This is a genomic window from Dyella sp. AtDHG13 (assembly GCF_003201105.1).
In the GTDB taxonomy this organism is placed as follows: domain Bacteria; phylum Pseudomonadota; class Gammaproteobacteria; order Xanthomonadales; family Rhodanobacteraceae; genus Dyella; species Dyella jiangningensis_B.
In genome coordinates this window covers 162,431-177,927 of sequence record NZ_QICJ01000006.1, presented here as the reverse complement: position 1 = coordinate 177,927, position 15,497 = coordinate 162,431, and the positions used below count along the sequence as shown (strand labels likewise).

Below are 15,497 nucleotides of genomic sequence, written 5' to 3'. Positions count from 1 at the left end.
GCGAAAACCGAGCCACACAGTCACTGGATTCCGGCCTGCGCCGGAATGACGAGCGGGAGGCCGAGCGAGCTGCAAGCCCCAGCGTGGCTGAACGCCCCATCACGTGGCCCCTATGCGCCCCTCCCCGCACGCCCACCGACAGGCATAGACTTGCGCCGCCGGCACTCGCCGGTCATTCCAGGAGGGTACCCGCATGTCTTCGCGTTTGAGCCTGATGGTTGCCAGCGTCGCGCTGGCCTTTGCCGCTTCCACCGCTTTCGCCGCGCCCCAGGCCGCGAGCACCGCACCCGCCAAGAACGCGCAGCAGCAGCGCATGACCGACTGCAACAAGCAAGCGACGGGCAAGACCGGCGACGACCGCAAGGCCTTCATGAGCAGCTGCCTGAAGGGCGAAAGCGCCGCGCCGGCCAAGATGACGCAGCAGGAAAAGATGAAGGCCTGCAACGCCGATCCGCAGGCCAAGTCGCTCAAGGGCGATGCACGCAAGCAGTTCATGAGCACCTGTCTGAGCAACCAGCCCAGCGCCGCTCACTGACCGTCGTGCGTGTCGCGAGGGTGCCGGTGCTTGCCGGCACCCTTTTTTATGCGCGCTTAAGCAGGCCCTGCTATCCTGCGCGCTCATTCCTCCAGGGATTCACCGCCGACATGCGCCTCTAAGCCGCTCGCCTGCCGACCGACACGCCGCCCTTGCGCGCGCGTTGCGTCCGGCCACGAGTGACAAGGCGGTCGACATCCCAGCAGCGCGCGTCGCGCAGACCCCTTGTCGTATGCCACTCCCGTTTCGGAGGGTCTATGACAGCCATTGCCATACACACGCATCAACTCAGCTTTGCGCCGCCCGGGTGCGATGCCGTCTTTCACGATCTGGACGTTTCCTTCGCCGTCGCCCGCCACGCCCTGGTCGGACGCAACGGCAGCGGGAAATCGCTGCTGGCACGCATCCTTGCCGGGCAACTGGCACCCACGCAGGGCAGCGTGAAACGTCATGTCGCACTCGATTATCTGCCCCAACGATGGCCGGTCTTCGCTGGCGGCGTGGCGCAAGCGCTTGGCGTGCAGGAAAAACTGCAAGCCCTGCAACGCATCGAAGCCGGTGGCGTCGACGCCGCGGATTTCCAGACCGTGGGTGACGACTGGGATGCACGCGAGCGCCTTCGCCGCTGGCTGCATGAGGCCAACCTGCCCGATGACATCGCGCTTCCGTGGGAAAGCCTGAGCGGCGGCGAGCGCGTGCGCCTGCGGCTCACCGCCATGTTCGAGAACGCCCACCACTTCCTGATACTCGACGAGCCCGGTAATCACCTGGACCGACGCGGCCGCGACTGGCTGCGCGAACGCCTGCGTGCCCATGGCGGCGGCTATCTGCTGATCAGCCATGACCGTGAATTGCTGGCGGATGCGCAGACCATCGACGAACTGTCGCCACAGGGCATGCGCCGTTATGGCGATGGCTTCGCCGCCTATCTCACGCAGCGGGACACCGAAGCCGAAGCGGCGGAGCAACAGCTGGACCAGGCGCGGCGCGAACAGAAGGCACTGGACCGGCGACAGCAACAGGATCGCGAACGTCTCGCGCAGCGCCAGCAGAAGGCCGGCCGCGAACGCGGCAACGCGAACCTGCCCACCATCCTGCTGGACCGTCGCAAGCAACGCTCGGAGGATACCGGCGCCCGCCTGCGTACCGCGCAGCGATCACAGCAGCAGCGTCAACGCGAACGGCTGGATGAGGCACGCGCGCGCATCGATCCGCATCGCTCGCAGCGATTCGACCTGGGCGAGCTTCCGGCCACGCACGCATCCCTGCTGCTGGAGAGCGTGGTTCCACCGCACGGCCATGCCGAGCCGGTGGACCTTCATCTCGCCCCTGGCGAACGCCTGCATCTGTGCGGCGACAACGGCAGCGGCAAGTCGAGCCTGCTCGCCGCCATCGCCGGCTACTGCCCACCGCGTGCGGGCCGCATACGCCGCGGCGAGCGCGTGCTGCTGATCGACCAGCACTACAGCCTGCTGCACGACGACCGCAGCGCACTGGAGAACCTGCAGGCGCTGTCGCCCGGCCACACGCCGACGCGCTATCGCGAATACCTCGCCGGCATCGGCTTGCGCGGCGAACGCGCCGACCTGCCCACGCGCCTGCTGAGCGGCGGCGAACGCGTAAAGCTGGCCCTGCTGGCGCTGGACAGCGCACGCGAACCCTACGACCTGCTGCTGCTCGACGAACCGGACAGCCACCTCGACCTGGACAGCCGCCGCCTGCTCGAACAAGCGCTGGCGAGCTATCGCGGCTCGCTGATTCTGGTGAGCCACGATGCCGGGCTGGTCGCGCAGGCAGGTGTCGAGCGCCGGCTGGAACTGCACAAACCCCTCGCCCTCGTCACGCGGCGTGGGTGACAATCACGCGACTCACCCGCCAGGTTCGCCCATGAAGATCGTCGAAGTCCGCCATCCCCTGATCCAGCACAAGCTTGGCCTGATGCGCCGCGCGGGCATCAGTACCAAGGAGTTCCGCGAGCTCGCCTCCGAAGTGGCTTCGCTGCTCACCTACGAGGCCACCAAGGATCTGGAAACGGTCGAGCAGCACATCGAGGGCTGGGCCGGGCCGCTCACCGTGCACCAGATCAAGGGCAAGAAGGTCACCATCGTGCCTGTCCTGCGCGCGGGCCTGGGCATGCTGCCCGGCGTGCTCGACATGATCCCCGCGGCGAAGGTGAGCGTGGTCGGCCTGCAGCGCGACGAGGAAACGCTCAAGCCCATCGCCTATTACGAGAAGCTCACGGGTCGCATGGACGAGCGCATCGCGATCATCGTCGATCCCATGCTGGCCACCGCCGGCACGCTGGTCGCCACCGTGGACATGCTCAAGGCGGCGGGATGCAAGCGCATCAAGGGGCTGTTCCTGGTCGCCGCGCCCGAGGGCCTCAAGCGCATCGAGGCGGCGCATCCGGACGTGGAGATCTACACCGCCTCCATCGATGAGCGCCTCAACGAGCACGGCTACATCCTGCCTGGCCTCGGCGATGCCGGCGACAAGATCTTCGGCACCAAGCAGCTACCTGCTAGCTGAGCCCGGCCTTCGCGTCGTGCCCAAGCCCCGCCGTCATCGGCGGGGCTTTTTCATGGGCGAACGGAATGAGAAGCGCAGCACAAAAGTCACGGAGCCGACATCTTCCCGTGCGATCTTTGCCGCACTTCTTCGCCCTTGCCGTATCGACCTAGAAGATTGAATTAAAAGCACAATTTCTGATTTTTTGGCTAAAGTTGCCGCGCGGTGAGCCGACAGCTCTTGCAGTACCCTCACCCCGGATTTCCCCCATGTACAAGCTCTTCAAGCGGATCACCGGACTGACCCTGCGTCAGCGCCTGCTGCTGCGCCTGCTGGCCATCGTGGTCCTGCTGGCCATCACCTGCGTGGCCGGCGTGGTGCAACTGCACCGCGCGGACATGCGCATCCAGGGACTGGTGCAAGGTTCGCTCAGCCCGGTGGCCGACGTGGGCCGCGTGCAGAACGACTACAACAGCACCCTGCAGGTGCTGGTGCATGCCGTGATGTCCCAGCTGCCCTCGGCGGTGGACGATGCGCACACACGCATCCACGTGGATCGCGTGGACGCCGAACGCCACTGGAAGGCCCTGCTCGGCAGCGAGCTCGCGCAGGAGCAGGCGCAGACGCTCAAGGTGGCCGCCGCGCATCGTGCCGATGCCGACCGCACCATCGACGAGACGCTCGCCCTGCTCGACGCCGGCCAGTTCGACATCGCCGGCCTCAAGCTCACCACCGAGGTGCAGCCCGCATACGAACCGCTGCAAAGCGACGTCGCCAACTTGTTCCAGGCCGCGCTGGCCAAGGGCAACCAGCAGGTTGCCATGCAGCATGCGGCCGACCGCGACGGCATGATCCTGCTGCTCGTGCTGCTCAGCGTGGCGCTGGTCGCCACCGTCGTGATGGATGCCGCGCTGATGCGCTCGCTGATGCAGCGCCTGACCCGCGCCACGCAGGTGGCCGAGCGCATCGCCGCCGGCACGCTGGGCGAAGCCGTGGACACCGGCGCCAACGACGAACTGGGCAAGCTGCTGCGCGCGCTCGCCTCCATGGACGCGCAGCTCACGCAGGTGCTTACCCAGGTGCGCACGGGCGCGGCGTCCGTGGGCGAACGCGCGCGCCGACTCGCGCAGGACAACGACGCGCTCAGCGAGCGCACGCAGGCACAGGCCGCCAGCCTGGAGGAAACCGCTGCCTCGATGGCGCAGATGGCCGACACCGCCACGCAGGGCGCCAGCCACGCCGACGGCGCGGCCACGGCGGCGCGCGATGCGCTGTCGCATGCGGAACACGGGCGCCAGGTCGCCGGCGAGGCTATCGACTCCATGCTGGCCATCGAAAAGGCCAGCCGTGACATCGCCGAGATCGTCGACCTGGTCGACAGCATCGCTTTCCAGACCAACCTGCTCTCGCTCAACGCGGCCATTGAAGCGGCCCAGGCGGGCGAGCGCGGCCGCGGCTTTGCCGTGGTGGCGACGGAAGTGCGCCAGCTCGCGCGCCGTTGCGTGGATGCGGGCAAGGACATCCGCCGCCTGGTGGAGCGCAGCGGCGAAGCCGTCGATGTCGCGCGCGAACGCGTGACCCGATCCGGCGAGGCGCTGGACGGCATCGTGCTCGGCATGGGCAGCGTGTCCGAGCGCGTGACGCAGATTTCCCTGGCCAGCCAGTCGCAGGTCGGCGGCATCACGCAGATCAATCGCGCCGTGATGGAGATGGACGGCATCACGCAAGCCAACGCCGATCTGGTGGAAGACATCAACCACACCGGCCGCGCCCTGGCCGCCGACGCCGACGCGCTGATGCGGCAGGTCGCCTTCTTCCGCCTTCCCGGACAGGAAGGCTCCAACGGGACGGTGCATGACGCGCGTCCTCCATCCGCAGTGACGCAGAACGCTCGGGCCATCGCAGCCTGACACTTCACCAAGGCATGTCCGTCAGTCTCGCCTACACCCACAAGCCGCACGCCATGCTAGAGCGCGCCCTACTCGCGGGAAGCCTTCGTCCGGTCTTCCAGCCCGTGGTGCGCGTCGACACGCTGGAAGTCGTGGCGCACGAAGGCCTCAGCCGCTGCGCCTTCATGCCGGGGAACATTTCCATCCTCGACCTGCTGGACATGGCGCGGATGGAAGACCGGCTGGCGGAGCTGGAACTGCATGCCGCACGCACGCTGTGCAGGGCGTTCGAGGCGCAGACGGCGCCGGGGCGCCTGCTGGTGAACCTGAGCGCGCATGCGATCCTGCACGACTCGCTGCGGCCGGACGACGTGCTGGAGGCCGTGTCGTCGTGCGGGCTGGACCCGGCGCGCGTAACCATCGAGGTGACCGAGCGCGACGTGGTGGAAAGCCCTGCGCGCCTCGCCCACGCGCTCGGCTACCTGCGCGCGCACGGCATGCGCATCGCGCTGGACGATTTCGGCAACGGCCATTCCAACTTCGAGATGTGGAACGAGATCCATCCGGACGTGGTGAAGATCGACCGCTATCTCATCCATGGTTTGTCGCGCAGCGCGGGCCGGCTCGCCATCGTGCGCTCGCTCTGCCAAGTGGCCGAATCGCTGGGCACCGACCTGGTGGGCGAAGGCGTGGAAGACCCGGCGGACCTGCGCGTGCTGCGCGACCTGGGCATTCCCTACGCGCAAGGTTTTCTGCTCGGCCGCCCTGCCGAGCATGCCGTGCACGAGGTCAGCGCCGAAGCTCGGCAGGTGTTGCGCACGGCGGCCGTGCCGGTGCTGCCGCGGCCGCGCGGCCCCGTCACCCAGCGCCCCACCCAGGTCAGCCACCTCCTGATGGAAGCGCCCTCGGTGCATCCGCGCCAGACCAATGACGAAGTCATGGCGCTGTTCGTGGAGCATCCCGAACTGCACGCCGTCGCCGTGGTGAAGGATGGCCAGCCTATCGGCCTGATCAATCGCCGGTTGGTCAACGAGCGCATGGCGCAACCCTTCGCGCGCGAGCTGCTGGCGCGCAAGTCGTGCACAGCGTTGATGAACAGCGCGCCGCTGGTCTGCGACGAAAACCGCAGCCTGGAAAGCCTGGCCGACGTGTTGCGCGGCGAGGACCAGCGCTACCTCGCCGATGGCTTCATCGTCACGCGCAAGGGCCATTACCTGGGCCTGGGTACCGGCGAGGCGCTGGTGCGCCGCGTGAGCGAGTTGCGCATCGAGGCGGCCCGCCACGCCAACCCGCTCACCTTCCTGCCCGGCAACATTCCCACCACGGAACATCTGGAACGCCTGATCGATGGCGGCGATGCGTTCACCGTCGTGCACGTGGACCTGACCGACTTCAAGCCGTTCAACGACCACTACGGTTACTCGCGCGGCGACGAGATGATCCGCCTGCTGTCGAGCCTGTTGAGCGAGCACGTGGACCCTTCGCTGGATTTCGTCGGCCACATCGGCGGCGACGATTTCGTGGTGCTGTTCCAGAGCACCGATCGGGAAGCGCGCTGCCAGCGCATCATTGATGCGTTCAACGCACGCTCGCCCCAGCTGTTCGACACGGAAGATCTCGCGCACGGCGGACTGCGCGGCAAGGACCGCCGCGGCGAGCCGCAGTTCTTCCCCTGCACCACCGTGGTCATGGGTGCGGTGGAACTCTCGCCGCCACTGCCGCAGCGCGCGCAATCCATCGCCATGCTGGCCGCCCGTGCCAAGCGACAGGCCAAGCGCGCACACGTGAGCCTGCACGTATTCCCCAAGCTGAGCGCCGCGACATGAAAAACCCCCGGCCGTTGCCGACCGGGGGTTGAGAAACCAGCGTGCAGATCGATCAGCCGCGGAAGCGGTCCGTTGCCTTCACCAATTCGGAGATATTGCCCGGCTCGAAGGCCGAGTGGCCGGCGTCCTGCACGATGCGCAGATCCGCTTCCGGCCAGGCGCAGTGCAGATCCCACGCGCTGCGCATCGGACACACCACGTCGTAGCGGCCCTGCACGATCACGGCCGGGATATGGCGGATGCGATCGACGTTGCGCAGCAACTGATCGTCATGCTCGAAGAAGCCGCCGTGCACGAAGTAATGGCACTCGATGCGCGCAAAGGCCAGCGCGAACTCGTCCTCGCCGCTGGACTGGATATGGCCTTCGTCCTGATACAGGTAGCTGGTGGCGCCCTCCCACACCGACCAGGCGCGCGCGGCTTCCACGCGCACCACGGGATCACTGCTGGTGAGGCGGCGATAGTAGGCGCTCATCAGGTCGCCGTGCTCGGCTTCCGGAATGGCCTTCAGGTAGGTCTCCCACGCATCCGGGTACAGCGCATCGCAGCCCTTCTGGTAGAACCATTCCAGTTCCCAGCGGCGCAGCATGAAGATGCCGCGCAGCACCAGCTCGGTCACCTGCTCCGGATGCGTCTGCGCATAGGCGAGCGCCAGCGTGGAACCCCAGGAACCGCCGAACACCTGCCAGCAATGGATGCCCAGGTGCTCGCGGATGCGCTCGATGTCGTTCACCAGGTTCCACGTGGTGTTGTCGTGCAGCTCCGCGTGCGGCGTGGACTTGCCGCAGCCGCGCTGGTCGAACAACACGATGCGGTACACCGCCGGATCGAAGAAGCGACGGCACTTCGGGTTGGTGCCGCCGCCCGGACCGCCGTGCAGGAACACCACCGGCTTGCCGTTCGGATTGCCGCTCTGCTCGTAGTACAGCGTGTGCAGGTCCGACACCTTGAGCATGCCGGTATCGTACGGCTCGATCTCGGGGTACAGGGTGCGACGTTCCTGCGACATGCGGGGCTCCTGAAGCGAACGGGGACGGTTGGTTAGGCTAACACGTCGGCCTTTGAGGCCTTAGCCTTGAAGCCTGCCAATTTTTCGCGTGATCGCACGTTTCTCGTCACCGTCATCCCCGCGAAGGCGGGGATCCAGCGACTTTACTCGCTGCTAGAAGGCTTAAAAGACACTGGATCCCCGCCTTAGCGGGGATGACGGTGAGGGAACAGGTAGGTAGCTCAGAAGATTTCGAACCGGTCCTTACGGCGCCCCCACCGTCAGCACGGTAAAGCTATCCGGCTTGATCGCCGGATGATGGCCCTCCTGCGCCGGCCCGGCCAGCGTGGCGGCGGACAGATACAGGCGATGCAGCTTGGCATCCAGCGCCAGCGTGCGTGCGCTCGGCTGGGTGGGAATGGTGGCCGCGACGGTGTAGTGATCCGCATCGTCCTGATGTACGGCCGTGATGGTGCCGCTTTCACCGTTGGAGCTGTACACCATGCCGGTGGCGTCGTCGAGCACCACCGCGTCCGGACCCTCGCCGATGGCGACACTGGCGACGACCTTACCGGTTTCCGCATCGCTCACCACCATCTGCTTGTTGTCACAGACGGAGAAGAGCCGATGATGCTTGCGATCGATGGCCAGGCCCGAAGGCGATTCGCAACTGCCGAGTTTCCAGCTGCCCGCGACCTTGTTCGTCGCCGTATCGATCTTGATCAGCTCGGCGGTGTCTTCGTTGTTCACGTAGATATGGCCCGCGCCGTCCGTCACCGCGAACTCCGGCTTGCCGGACAGGGGCACGGTCGCGATTACGGTATTGCTGGCCGGATCGATGACGCTGAAGGATTTACCCTTGCCGTTGAAGGTGAACACGTGCTTCGACGCCGCATCGTAGGCAATCGCATCGGGCTTCTCGCCCGTGCCCTTGATGGTGGCGACCACCGCCAGCGTATCGAGGTCGAACACCGTCACGGAGGCCGACTGACCGTTGCTGGTGTAGCCGCGATGCGCGGAAGGGTCCAGCGCCACGCCATGCACGCCCTGCGTGCCCGGAATGGTGCCGATGCGCTTGTGCTGATCCACATCCACCACTTCCACGCGGTCGCCCCGCGTCACGAACAGGTGGCGGTGCTGCTCGTCGAAGCTGAGGTAATCCCAGCCGCCGGTGCCGCCCAGGGGAAGCTGCGAAATCACCTTGAACGGCCCTGCCTGGGATGCGGCAACGGCGTGCGAGGAACAGGCGGCGAACAGCGCGAGGGCAAGGATATTGCGAATGGGGCGATGCATGAGGACACCTGTGAGTGGCGGAATACGCTGAGCATGCGCCGCGTGACTTAGGCCTTGCTTAGGGGCGCTTGGGATTTCGTCATCATCGCCGCCTCAATTCCTCTCACCGCTACTTCACCCCTCACCGTCATTCCCGCGAAAGCGGGAATCCAGTGCCTTTGCTCTGAACGGCCTAAAAGTCGCTGGATGACTCGCTTTGTTCGCCCTTGCAGGGCCGCCCTTCGGGCGTTCTTCGCGCTACGCGCTCGTCCCGCTTTCGCGGGAATGACGGTGAGGGGGAACATAGGACGCGCAAGGATGATTAACCTGCTCCCGGCCCACCCTTCACCCAAACAACTTCCCCGGATTCAACAACCCCTTCGGATCAAACACCTGCTTCACCCCACGCATCAAGGCAATCTCCGCCTCGCTGCGCGTACTGCCCAGGTACGCCCGCTTCACCAACCCAATCCCATGCTCGGCCGAAATACTTCCGCCATGACGCTGCAAGGTATCCGCCAGCAGCTTGGTCACAAGCTCGCACTGCGCGATGAAATCGCCATCCGAAAGATGCTCCGGACGCAGCACATTGATGTGCAGGTTGCCGTCGCCGATATGCCCGAACCACACCACCTCGAAGTGCGGGTATTCGCGGCCAAGCAAGCCCTGGATCTCGTGCAGGAAATCCGGCAGCGCGCTGATGCGCAGCGAGATGTCGTTCTTGTATGGCTTGTGCGGCGCCAGACTTTCGGTAATGCCCTCGCGCACGCGCCATAGCGCGGCGGCCTGCGCTTCGCTCTGCGCGATCACGCCGTCGCTGATCCAGCCATGATCCAATCCAACCTCGAAAGCCGCCAGCGCCGCGTCCTGCGACGACTCGTCCGCGTCGAACTCGGTGACCACGTAATAGGGATGGTCGCCGTCGATGGCACGCTGCGCTCCGTGCGCCAGCACGTGGCGCAAGGCCACATCCGTGAAGAACTCGAACGCCTGCAGGGTCAGCCGCGAGCGGAACAGCGCGAAGACTTCCATCAACGCGTCCATGTTCGGCAACGCCAGCAGCATCACCTGCGACGGCGGCGCCGGATCGGTCAGCCGCAATGTGGCCTCGACCACGACGCCTAGCGTGCCCTCCGAGCCGATCATCAACTGGCGCAGGTCGTAGCCGCTGGAATTCTTGATCAGCCCGCGATTGAGCTGCAGCAACTCGCCATTACCCGCGACCACGGTAAGGCCCGCAATCCACTCGCGCGTGTTGCCATAGCGGATCACGCGGATGCCGCCCGCGTTGGTGGCGATATTGCCGCCGATGGAACACGAACCGCGCGCGGCGAAATCCACCGGGTAGATCAACCCGTGTTCCTTGGCCGCCTCATGCACGGCGTGCAGGGTCATGCCAGCCTGCACGGTGAGCGTGCGATCCACGGCATCAAAACCCAGCACGCGATTCATGCGCTCCAGGCTCAGCACCAACTCACCATTCGCCGCGACCGCGCCACCGGAAAGACCGGTACGGCCACCCGACGGCACCACGGCCACACCCTGCTCATTGGCCCAGCGCACGATGCCTTGCACCTCGGCGACATCGGCGGGCAAGGCGATGGCGAGCGGCGCGGGCGTCCAGCGGCGCGTCCAGTCGCGGCCGTAGTGTTCGAGGTCGCCCGGCTCGGTGAGCAGGCGAAGATGGGGCAGGCGGGCCACGAGGCCGGCCAGGCTTGCGTCAGTCATAAGGTCCTTCCCCGGGTGCCTAGCAAGCCTGCCAGTGACGTCTTGCGCCGTCCAGTGTTGCGACGCCGCAAAAGCGCTTCAAGGTCTGGCATAGTGCGTGGGTCATCCACCGCGCCATGGCCCATGAAGACCTCGTTCCCGAAACAAGACATCAAGGTGCTCCTGCTCGAAGGCGTGAGCCGCAGCGCCGTCGAAAGCTTCCACCGCGCCGGCTACAGCCAGATCGAATACCACGAAAAAGCCTTGCCGGAAGCGGATTTGAAGGCCCGCATCGCCGAGGCGCACATCGTCGGCATCCGCTCCCGCACCCACCTGACGGACGAGGTGCTTCAGCAGGCTAAACGTCTAATTGCCGTGGGCTGCTTCTGCATCGGCACCAACCAGGTGGACCTGGGCGGCGCGCGCCGGCTCGGCATTCCGGTGTTCAACGCGCCCTACTCCAACACGCGCAGCGTGGCGGAATTGGTTATCGCTGAAACCATCATGCTGCTGCGTGGCATTCCGCAGAAGAACGCACTGTGCCACCGCGGTGGCTGGACCAAGTCCGCGGCCGGCAGTTTCGAGGCGCGCGACAAGGTGCTGGGCATCGTCGGCTACGGCCACATCGGCACCCAGGTCGGCGTGCTGGCCGAAAGCCTGGGCATGCGGGTGATCTTCTACGACATCGAATCCAAGCTCTCGCTCGGCAACGCCCGCCCGGCGGATAGCCTGGAGGAGCTGCTGGAACGCGCCGACGTGGTGACGCTGCACGTGCCCGAGACGCCCTCGACGCGGCTGATGATCGGCACGCGCGAGCTGTCGCACATGCGCAAGGGCGCGGTGCTGATCAACGCCTCGCGCGGCACCGTGGTGGATATCGACGCGCTGGCCGCGTCGCTGCGCTCCGAACATCTGGCGGGCGCGGCGGTGGACGTGTTCCCGGTGGAGCCCAAGGGCAACGACGATGCCTTCGTCTCGCCGCTGGTGGGCATGGACAACGTCATTCTCACCCCGCACATCGGCGGCAGCACGCTGGAGGCGCAGGACAACATCGGCATCGAAGTGGCCGCCAAGCTGGTGCGCTACAGCGACAATGGCTCCACCCTGTCGGCGGTGAATTTCCCCGAGGTGTCGCTGCCCGAGCATCCGCGCAGCCGCCGCCTGCTGCACATCCACCGCAACGTGCCCGGCGTGCTCTCGCGCATCAACGAGCTGTTCTCCTCCGGCAACATCAACATCGACGCGCAGTTCCTGCAGACGGACAGCGAGGTGGGCTACGTGGTGATCGACGTGGCGGCCGACGAGAAGCAATCGGGCGAACTGAAAGACCGGCTGGCCGCCATTCCGGGGACGCTACGCAGTCGCGTGCTTTACTGAGAATCCAGCGGACGGGACAAACAAAAACGGCGCCCGAGGGCGCCGTTTTCCTATGTGTTGCCGAATTGGTCGGGACGGCGGGATTCGAACCCACGACCCTCTGCCCCCCAGGCAGATGCGCTACCAGGCTGCGCTACGCCCCGATTCGGCAAGACGACTAGTCTACCAGCTTGGCTGGCAGTACCGGAAGCCTTGAGCGAAAACTCAGCGGCGCAGCAGCGCCAGCACTTCTTCCAGCTCCATGCGCACCTGGCGCACGATCTGGTGGGAAATGCTCGACTCCATGCGCGCCTGCGGGCCTTCCAGGCGGGCGCGGGCGCCCGTGATGGTGAAGCCCTCGTCGTACAGCAGGCCACGGATCTGACGGATCATCAGCACGTCGTGGCGCTGGTAGTAGCGGCGGTTGCCGCGACGCTTGACGGGGTTGAGCGCGGGAAATTCCTGTTCCCAGTACCGCAGCACGTGCGGCTTGACGCCACACAGTTCGCTCACTTCACCGATCGTGAAGTAGCGCTTCGCCGGAATGGCGGGCAGCTCGGTGTTATTCCCTTGGTCCAGCATAGCCCTCGACTCGCACCTTGAGTTTCTGACCCGGTCGGAACGTCACCACGCGGCGGGCGGAGATGGGAATCTCCTCGCCCGTCTTGGGGTTACGGCCCGGTCGCTGGTTCTTCTGACGCAGGTCGAAGTTGCCGAAGCCCGACAGCTTCACCTGCTCGCCCTTTTCCAACGCCTCGCGGACGACCTCGAAATAGGCGTCCACGAATTCCTTCGCCTCACGCTTGTTGAGGCCCACCTCTAGAAAGAGGCGCTCGGCCATCTCCGCTTTGGTCAGCGCCATCTTATCCTCGCAACTTCGCCTTGCATGCCAACTCCAACGCTACGACTGCTTCACGAATGTTACGGTCGGCGTCGTCGTCGGTAAGCGTGCGTGAAGCGTCCTGTAAAATCAAGCCCATAGCGAGACTCTTTCGGCCTAGTTCGACTCCCTTCCCGCTATAACGATCGAACAGTCGCAGCTCCTTGAGCTGGCTGCCCAGGGTGTTCCGGACCACCTGCTCAATCTGTGACCAGGTGACCTCTTCCGGCACATCCACCGCGATGTCGCGGCGAACGGACGGGAAGCGCGGCACGGCCTGCGCCTTGGGCAGGCGGCGGCCCAGCACCGGCTCCAGCGCCAGTTCGAGCACATGGACATCGGCACCCAGATCCAGCGCTTTAGCCAGCTGGGGGTGCAGCGCGCCGAGGAAGCCCACCGTCTCGCCGTCGCGGGTCACGCGGGCGCCACGGCCGGGATGCAGCCAGCCCGGCAGGCCGTCCGCGTGCACCGCCCAGCGCTCGGGCTCGCCACCCCAGGCAATCAGGGCGTCGAGATCGCCCTTGAGATCATGAAAGTCGAGGGCACGCGAGGGCACGCCCCACTGCTCGGCCAGGGCCGTGCCGCAGGCGACCATGGCCAGCATCGGCGTTTCGGTCGGTGCGTCCTTGCGGGCAGCCGCCTGCGCATCGATACGGAAGGTGCGGCCCAGCTCGAACAGGCGCACGCGCTCCTGCTGGCGGGCGCGGTTGTGCGAGAGCGCCACGATCAGGCCCGGCAGCAGCGAAGGACGCATCACCGCCAGGTCCGCCGACAGCGGGTTGGCCAGCGGCACCAGCTGCTCGGTCATGCCCCAGCGCTGCAGCACGTCGTGGCCGATGAAGGCCAGGTTCACCGCTTCGTAGTAGCCGCGGGCGGCCAGCTGTTCGCGCACGGCCAGCTCGCTGAGGCGGGCTTCCGGCTCGGCGGCCAGCGTCAGCGCGCCGGCCGGCGTGTGCGTCGGGATGTTCTCGTAACCATGGATGCGCGCGACCTCTTCGATCAGGTCTTCCTCGCGCTCGATGTCGAAGCGGCGGCTCGGCGCGGTGACCTTCCAGCCATCCGCCTGCGGTTCGACCTTCATGCCCAGCGCGGTGAAGATGCGCTCCACTTCCGCGTCGGCCACGGTCAGGCCCAGCACGCGCGCCAGGCGCGCACGGCGCAGCACGATGGGTTCGGGCGAGCGCAGGTGCTCGGGCAGCGTGACATCCACCAGCGGACCAGGCACGCCGCCGGCGATGTCCAGGATCAGCCGCGTGGCGTATTCCACGGCCACGGCCGGCAGTTGCGGATCGACGCCGCGCTCGAAGCGATGGCCGGCGTCCGTGTGCATGCCCAGCTTGCGGCTGCGGCCGATGATGGCTGAGGGAACCCAGTGCGCGGCCTCGAGGAACACATGGCGCGTGGTGTCGGTGACGCGCGTCTCCGAACCACCCATGATGCCGCCCAGCGCCACCGCACGGGCGCCTTTGCCGCCCTGGCTGTCGGCCACGACCAGGAAATCTTCGTCCAGTTCGACGGTGCGGCCATCGAGCAGGGCCAACTTTTCCTTGGCGCGCGCCGGACGCACGACGACGTCGCCTTCCAGCTTGTCCTTGTCGAAGGCGTGCATCGGCTGGCCGAGTTCCAGCATCACGTACTGCGTGACGTCCACAAGAAAGCTGATCGGACGCAGGCCGCTACGGCGCAGGCGTTCGGCCATCCATACGGGCGTCGGCACGCTGGCGTCGACGTTTTCGATCACGCGGCCCGCGAAACGCGGCACCTTGGCGCCCGCGTCGAGCACCACGTTCATGGTGGCATCGCTCTGCGCCGGCACCGGGGCGGCATCGAGCGGAATGACCTGCCCGCCGAGCGCGGCGGCGACGTCGAAGGCAATGCCGCGCACGCTGAAGCAGTCGGCGCGGTTGGGCGTCAGCTTGATCTCGATGCTGGCATCCGGCAGGCCCAGATACGTCGCCAGCGGCGTGCCGACCGGCGCATCGCCGGGCAGTTCGAGCAGGCCCGACGCATCCGGATCGATGCTCAGCTCCTTGGCCGAACACAGCATGCCGAACGACTCCACGCCGCGCAGTTTCGCCGCCTTGATGGCGATGCCGCCCGGCAGCGTCGCGCCCACCGTGGCCAACGGCGCCACCAGGCCCGCGCGCGCATTGGGCGCGCCACACACGATCTGCACGGTGCCCTTGCCCGTATCCACTTCGCACACCTGCAGGCGGTCCGCCTCGGGATGCTTCTGCGCACTGAGGATGCGCGCCACCACCACGCCGTCGAGCGAATCGCCCAGCGCGGTGACGTCTTCCACTTCCAGGCCGATGGCCGTCAGCGTCGCGGAGAGTTCGTCACGCGACGCCTTGGTCGGCACATGGTGACGCAGCCAGTTCTCGGAGAATTTCATGGGTTGAACCCGGGAATAGGGAATAGAGAATCGGGAATAGGGAATAGAGAATCGGGAATAGAAAAGCTTGAATCAGGGAACTCAGCAGGGTTTCGCACGCTAGGCCTTAACCTATTCTCGATTCCCCATTCCCTGTTCACT

Annotated in this window: 12 protein-coding genes and 1 tRNA gene; 6 read left to right on the top strand and 7 right to left on the bottom strand. The window is 66.2% G+C overall.

What is annotated here, in order from left to right:
- Positions 1–193 precede the first annotated feature (193 nt).
- The 5 genes from BDW41_RS12160 (at position 194) to BDW41_RS12140 (ending at position 6,758) form a co-directional block, all read left to right on the top strand.
- Positions 194–535: a PsiF family protein gene (locus BDW41_RS12160; protein ID WP_074547784.1), complete on the top strand. Its 342-nt coding sequence runs from the start codon at positions 194–196 to the stop codon at positions 533–535.
- A gap of 257 nt (positions 536–792) precedes the next feature.
- Positions 793–2,391, top strand: coding sequence for an ATP-binding cassette domain-containing protein (locus BDW41_RS12155; protein ID WP_074547785.1), 1,599 nt, complete (start codon positions 793–795; stop codon positions 2,389–2,391).
- A gap of 31 nt (positions 2,392–2,422) precedes the next feature.
- Positions 2,423–3,064 carry a uracil phosphoribosyltransferase gene (upp, locus tag BDW41_RS12150; protein ID WP_074547786.1) on the top strand — a complete coding sequence of 214 codons (642 nt, stop codon included), beginning with the start codon at positions 2,423–2,425 and terminating at the stop codon, positions 3,062–3,064.
- 248 nt (positions 3,065–3,312) lie between these two features.
- A complete protein-coding gene (locus BDW41_RS12145; protein WP_074547787.1) occupies positions 3,313–4,953 on the top strand; it encodes a methyl-accepting chemotaxis protein in 1,641 nt (546 codons plus the stop codon).
- Positions 4,954–4,967: 14 nt separating this feature from the next.
- A complete protein-coding gene (locus BDW41_RS12140) occupies positions 4,968–6,758 on the top strand; it encodes a GGDEF domain-containing protein (protein WP_074547788.1) in 1,791 nt (596 codons plus the stop codon).
- 52 nt (positions 6,759–6,810) lie between these two features.
- Here BDW41_RS12140 and pip read toward each other — a convergent pair whose 3' ends face one another.
- The 3 genes from pip to BDW41_RS12125 form a co-directional block, all read right to left on the bottom strand.
- Positions 6,811–7,767, bottom strand: a complete 957-nt coding sequence (pip, locus tag BDW41_RS12135; protein ID WP_074547789.1) for a prolyl aminopeptidase — start codon at positions 7,765–7,767, stop codon at positions 6,811–6,813.
- Positions 7,768–8,010: 243 nt separating this feature from the next.
- The gene (locus BDW41_RS12130) at positions 8,011–9,039 is read right to left on the bottom strand and encodes a YncE family protein (protein ID WP_074547790.1); all 1,029 of its coding nucleotides are present in this window, start codon (positions 9,037–9,039) and stop codon (positions 8,011–8,013) included.
- A gap of 324 nt (positions 9,040–9,363) precedes the next feature.
- A complete protein-coding gene (locus BDW41_RS12125) occupies positions 9,364–10,746 on the bottom strand; it encodes an FAD-binding oxidoreductase (protein WP_074547791.1) in 1,383 nt (460 codons plus the stop codon).
- A gap of 123 nt (positions 10,747–10,869) precedes the next feature.
- Here BDW41_RS12125 and serA point away from each other — a divergent pair, with 123 nt between their 5' ends.
- Positions 10,870–12,102 carry a phosphoglycerate dehydrogenase gene (gene serA, locus BDW41_RS12120; protein ID WP_074547792.1) on the top strand — a complete coding sequence of 411 codons (1,233 nt, stop codon included), beginning with the start codon at positions 10,870–10,872 and terminating at the stop codon, positions 12,100–12,102.
- Between the two features lie 66 nt (positions 12,103–12,168).
- Here serA and BDW41_RS12115 read toward each other — a convergent pair.
- From BDW41_RS12115 to pheT, 4 genes are all read right to left on the bottom strand, one after another.
- Positions 12,169–12,245: transfer RNA gene (locus BDW41_RS12115), tRNA-Pro, on the bottom strand.
- Between the two features lie 61 nt (positions 12,246–12,306).
- Entirely contained in the window at positions 12,307–12,663 is a 357-nt protein-coding gene (locus BDW41_RS12110) for a MerR family transcriptional regulator (RefSeq protein ID WP_019467383.1), read from the bottom strand.
- Entirely contained in the window at positions 12,644–12,943 is a 300-nt protein-coding gene (gene ihfA / locus BDW41_RS12105; RefSeq protein WP_019467382.1) for an integration host factor subunit alpha, read from the bottom strand. The genes BDW41_RS12110 and ihfA overlap by 20 nt, the downstream gene beginning before the upstream one ends.
- Position 12,944: 1 nt before the next feature.
- Positions 12,945–15,356 (bottom strand): phenylalanine--tRNA ligase subunit beta, encoded by a 2,412-nt coding sequence (gene pheT, locus BDW41_RS12100; protein ID WP_074547793.1) that lies wholly within the window; start codon positions 15,354–15,356, stop codon positions 12,945–12,947.
- Positions 15,357–15,497: the final 141 nt, after the last annotated feature.

Coding starts and splice junctions, on each gene's coding strand:
- BDW41_RS12125 (WP_074547791.1), bottom strand. CDS start 10,746: ATGACTGACGCAAGCCTGGCCGGCCTCGTGGCCCGCCTGCCCCATCTT.
- pheT (WP_074547793.1), bottom strand. CDS start 15,356: ATGAAATTCTCCGAGAACTGGCTGCGTCACCATGTGCCGACCAAGGCG.
- BDW41_RS12110 (WP_019467383.1), bottom strand. CDS start 12,663: ATGCTGGACCAAGGGAATAACACCGAGCTGCCCGCCATTCCGGCGAAG.
- serA (WP_074547792.1), top strand. CDS start 10,870: ATGAAGACCTCGTTCCCGAAACAAGACATCAAGGTGCTCCTGCTCGAA.
- BDW41_RS12140 (WP_074547788.1), top strand. CDS start 4,968: ATGTCCGTCAGTCTCGCCTACACCCACAAGCCGCACGCCATGCTAGAG.
- upp (WP_074547786.1), top strand. CDS start 2,423: ATGAAGATCGTCGAAGTCCGCCATCCCCTGATCCAGCACAAGCTTGGC.
- BDW41_RS12155 (WP_074547785.1), top strand. CDS start 793: ATGACAGCCATTGCCATACACACGCATCAACTCAGCTTTGCGCCGCCC.
- ihfA (WP_019467382.1), bottom strand. CDS start 12,943: ATGGCGCTGACCAAAGCGGAGATGGCCGAGCGCCTCTTTCTAGAGGTG.
- BDW41_RS12130 (WP_074547790.1), bottom strand. CDS start 9,039: ATGCATCGCCCCATTCGCAATATCCTTGCCCTCGCGCTGTTCGCCGCC.
- BDW41_RS12160 (WP_074547784.1), top strand. CDS start 194: ATGTCTTCGCGTTTGAGCCTGATGGTTGCCAGCGTCGCGCTGGCCTTT.
- pip (WP_074547789.1), bottom strand. CDS start 7,767: ATGTCGCAGGAACGTCGCACCCTGTACCCCGAGATCGAGCCGTACGAT.
- BDW41_RS12145 (WP_074547787.1), top strand. CDS start 3,313: ATGTACAAGCTCTTCAAGCGGATCACCGGACTGACCCTGCGTCAGCGC.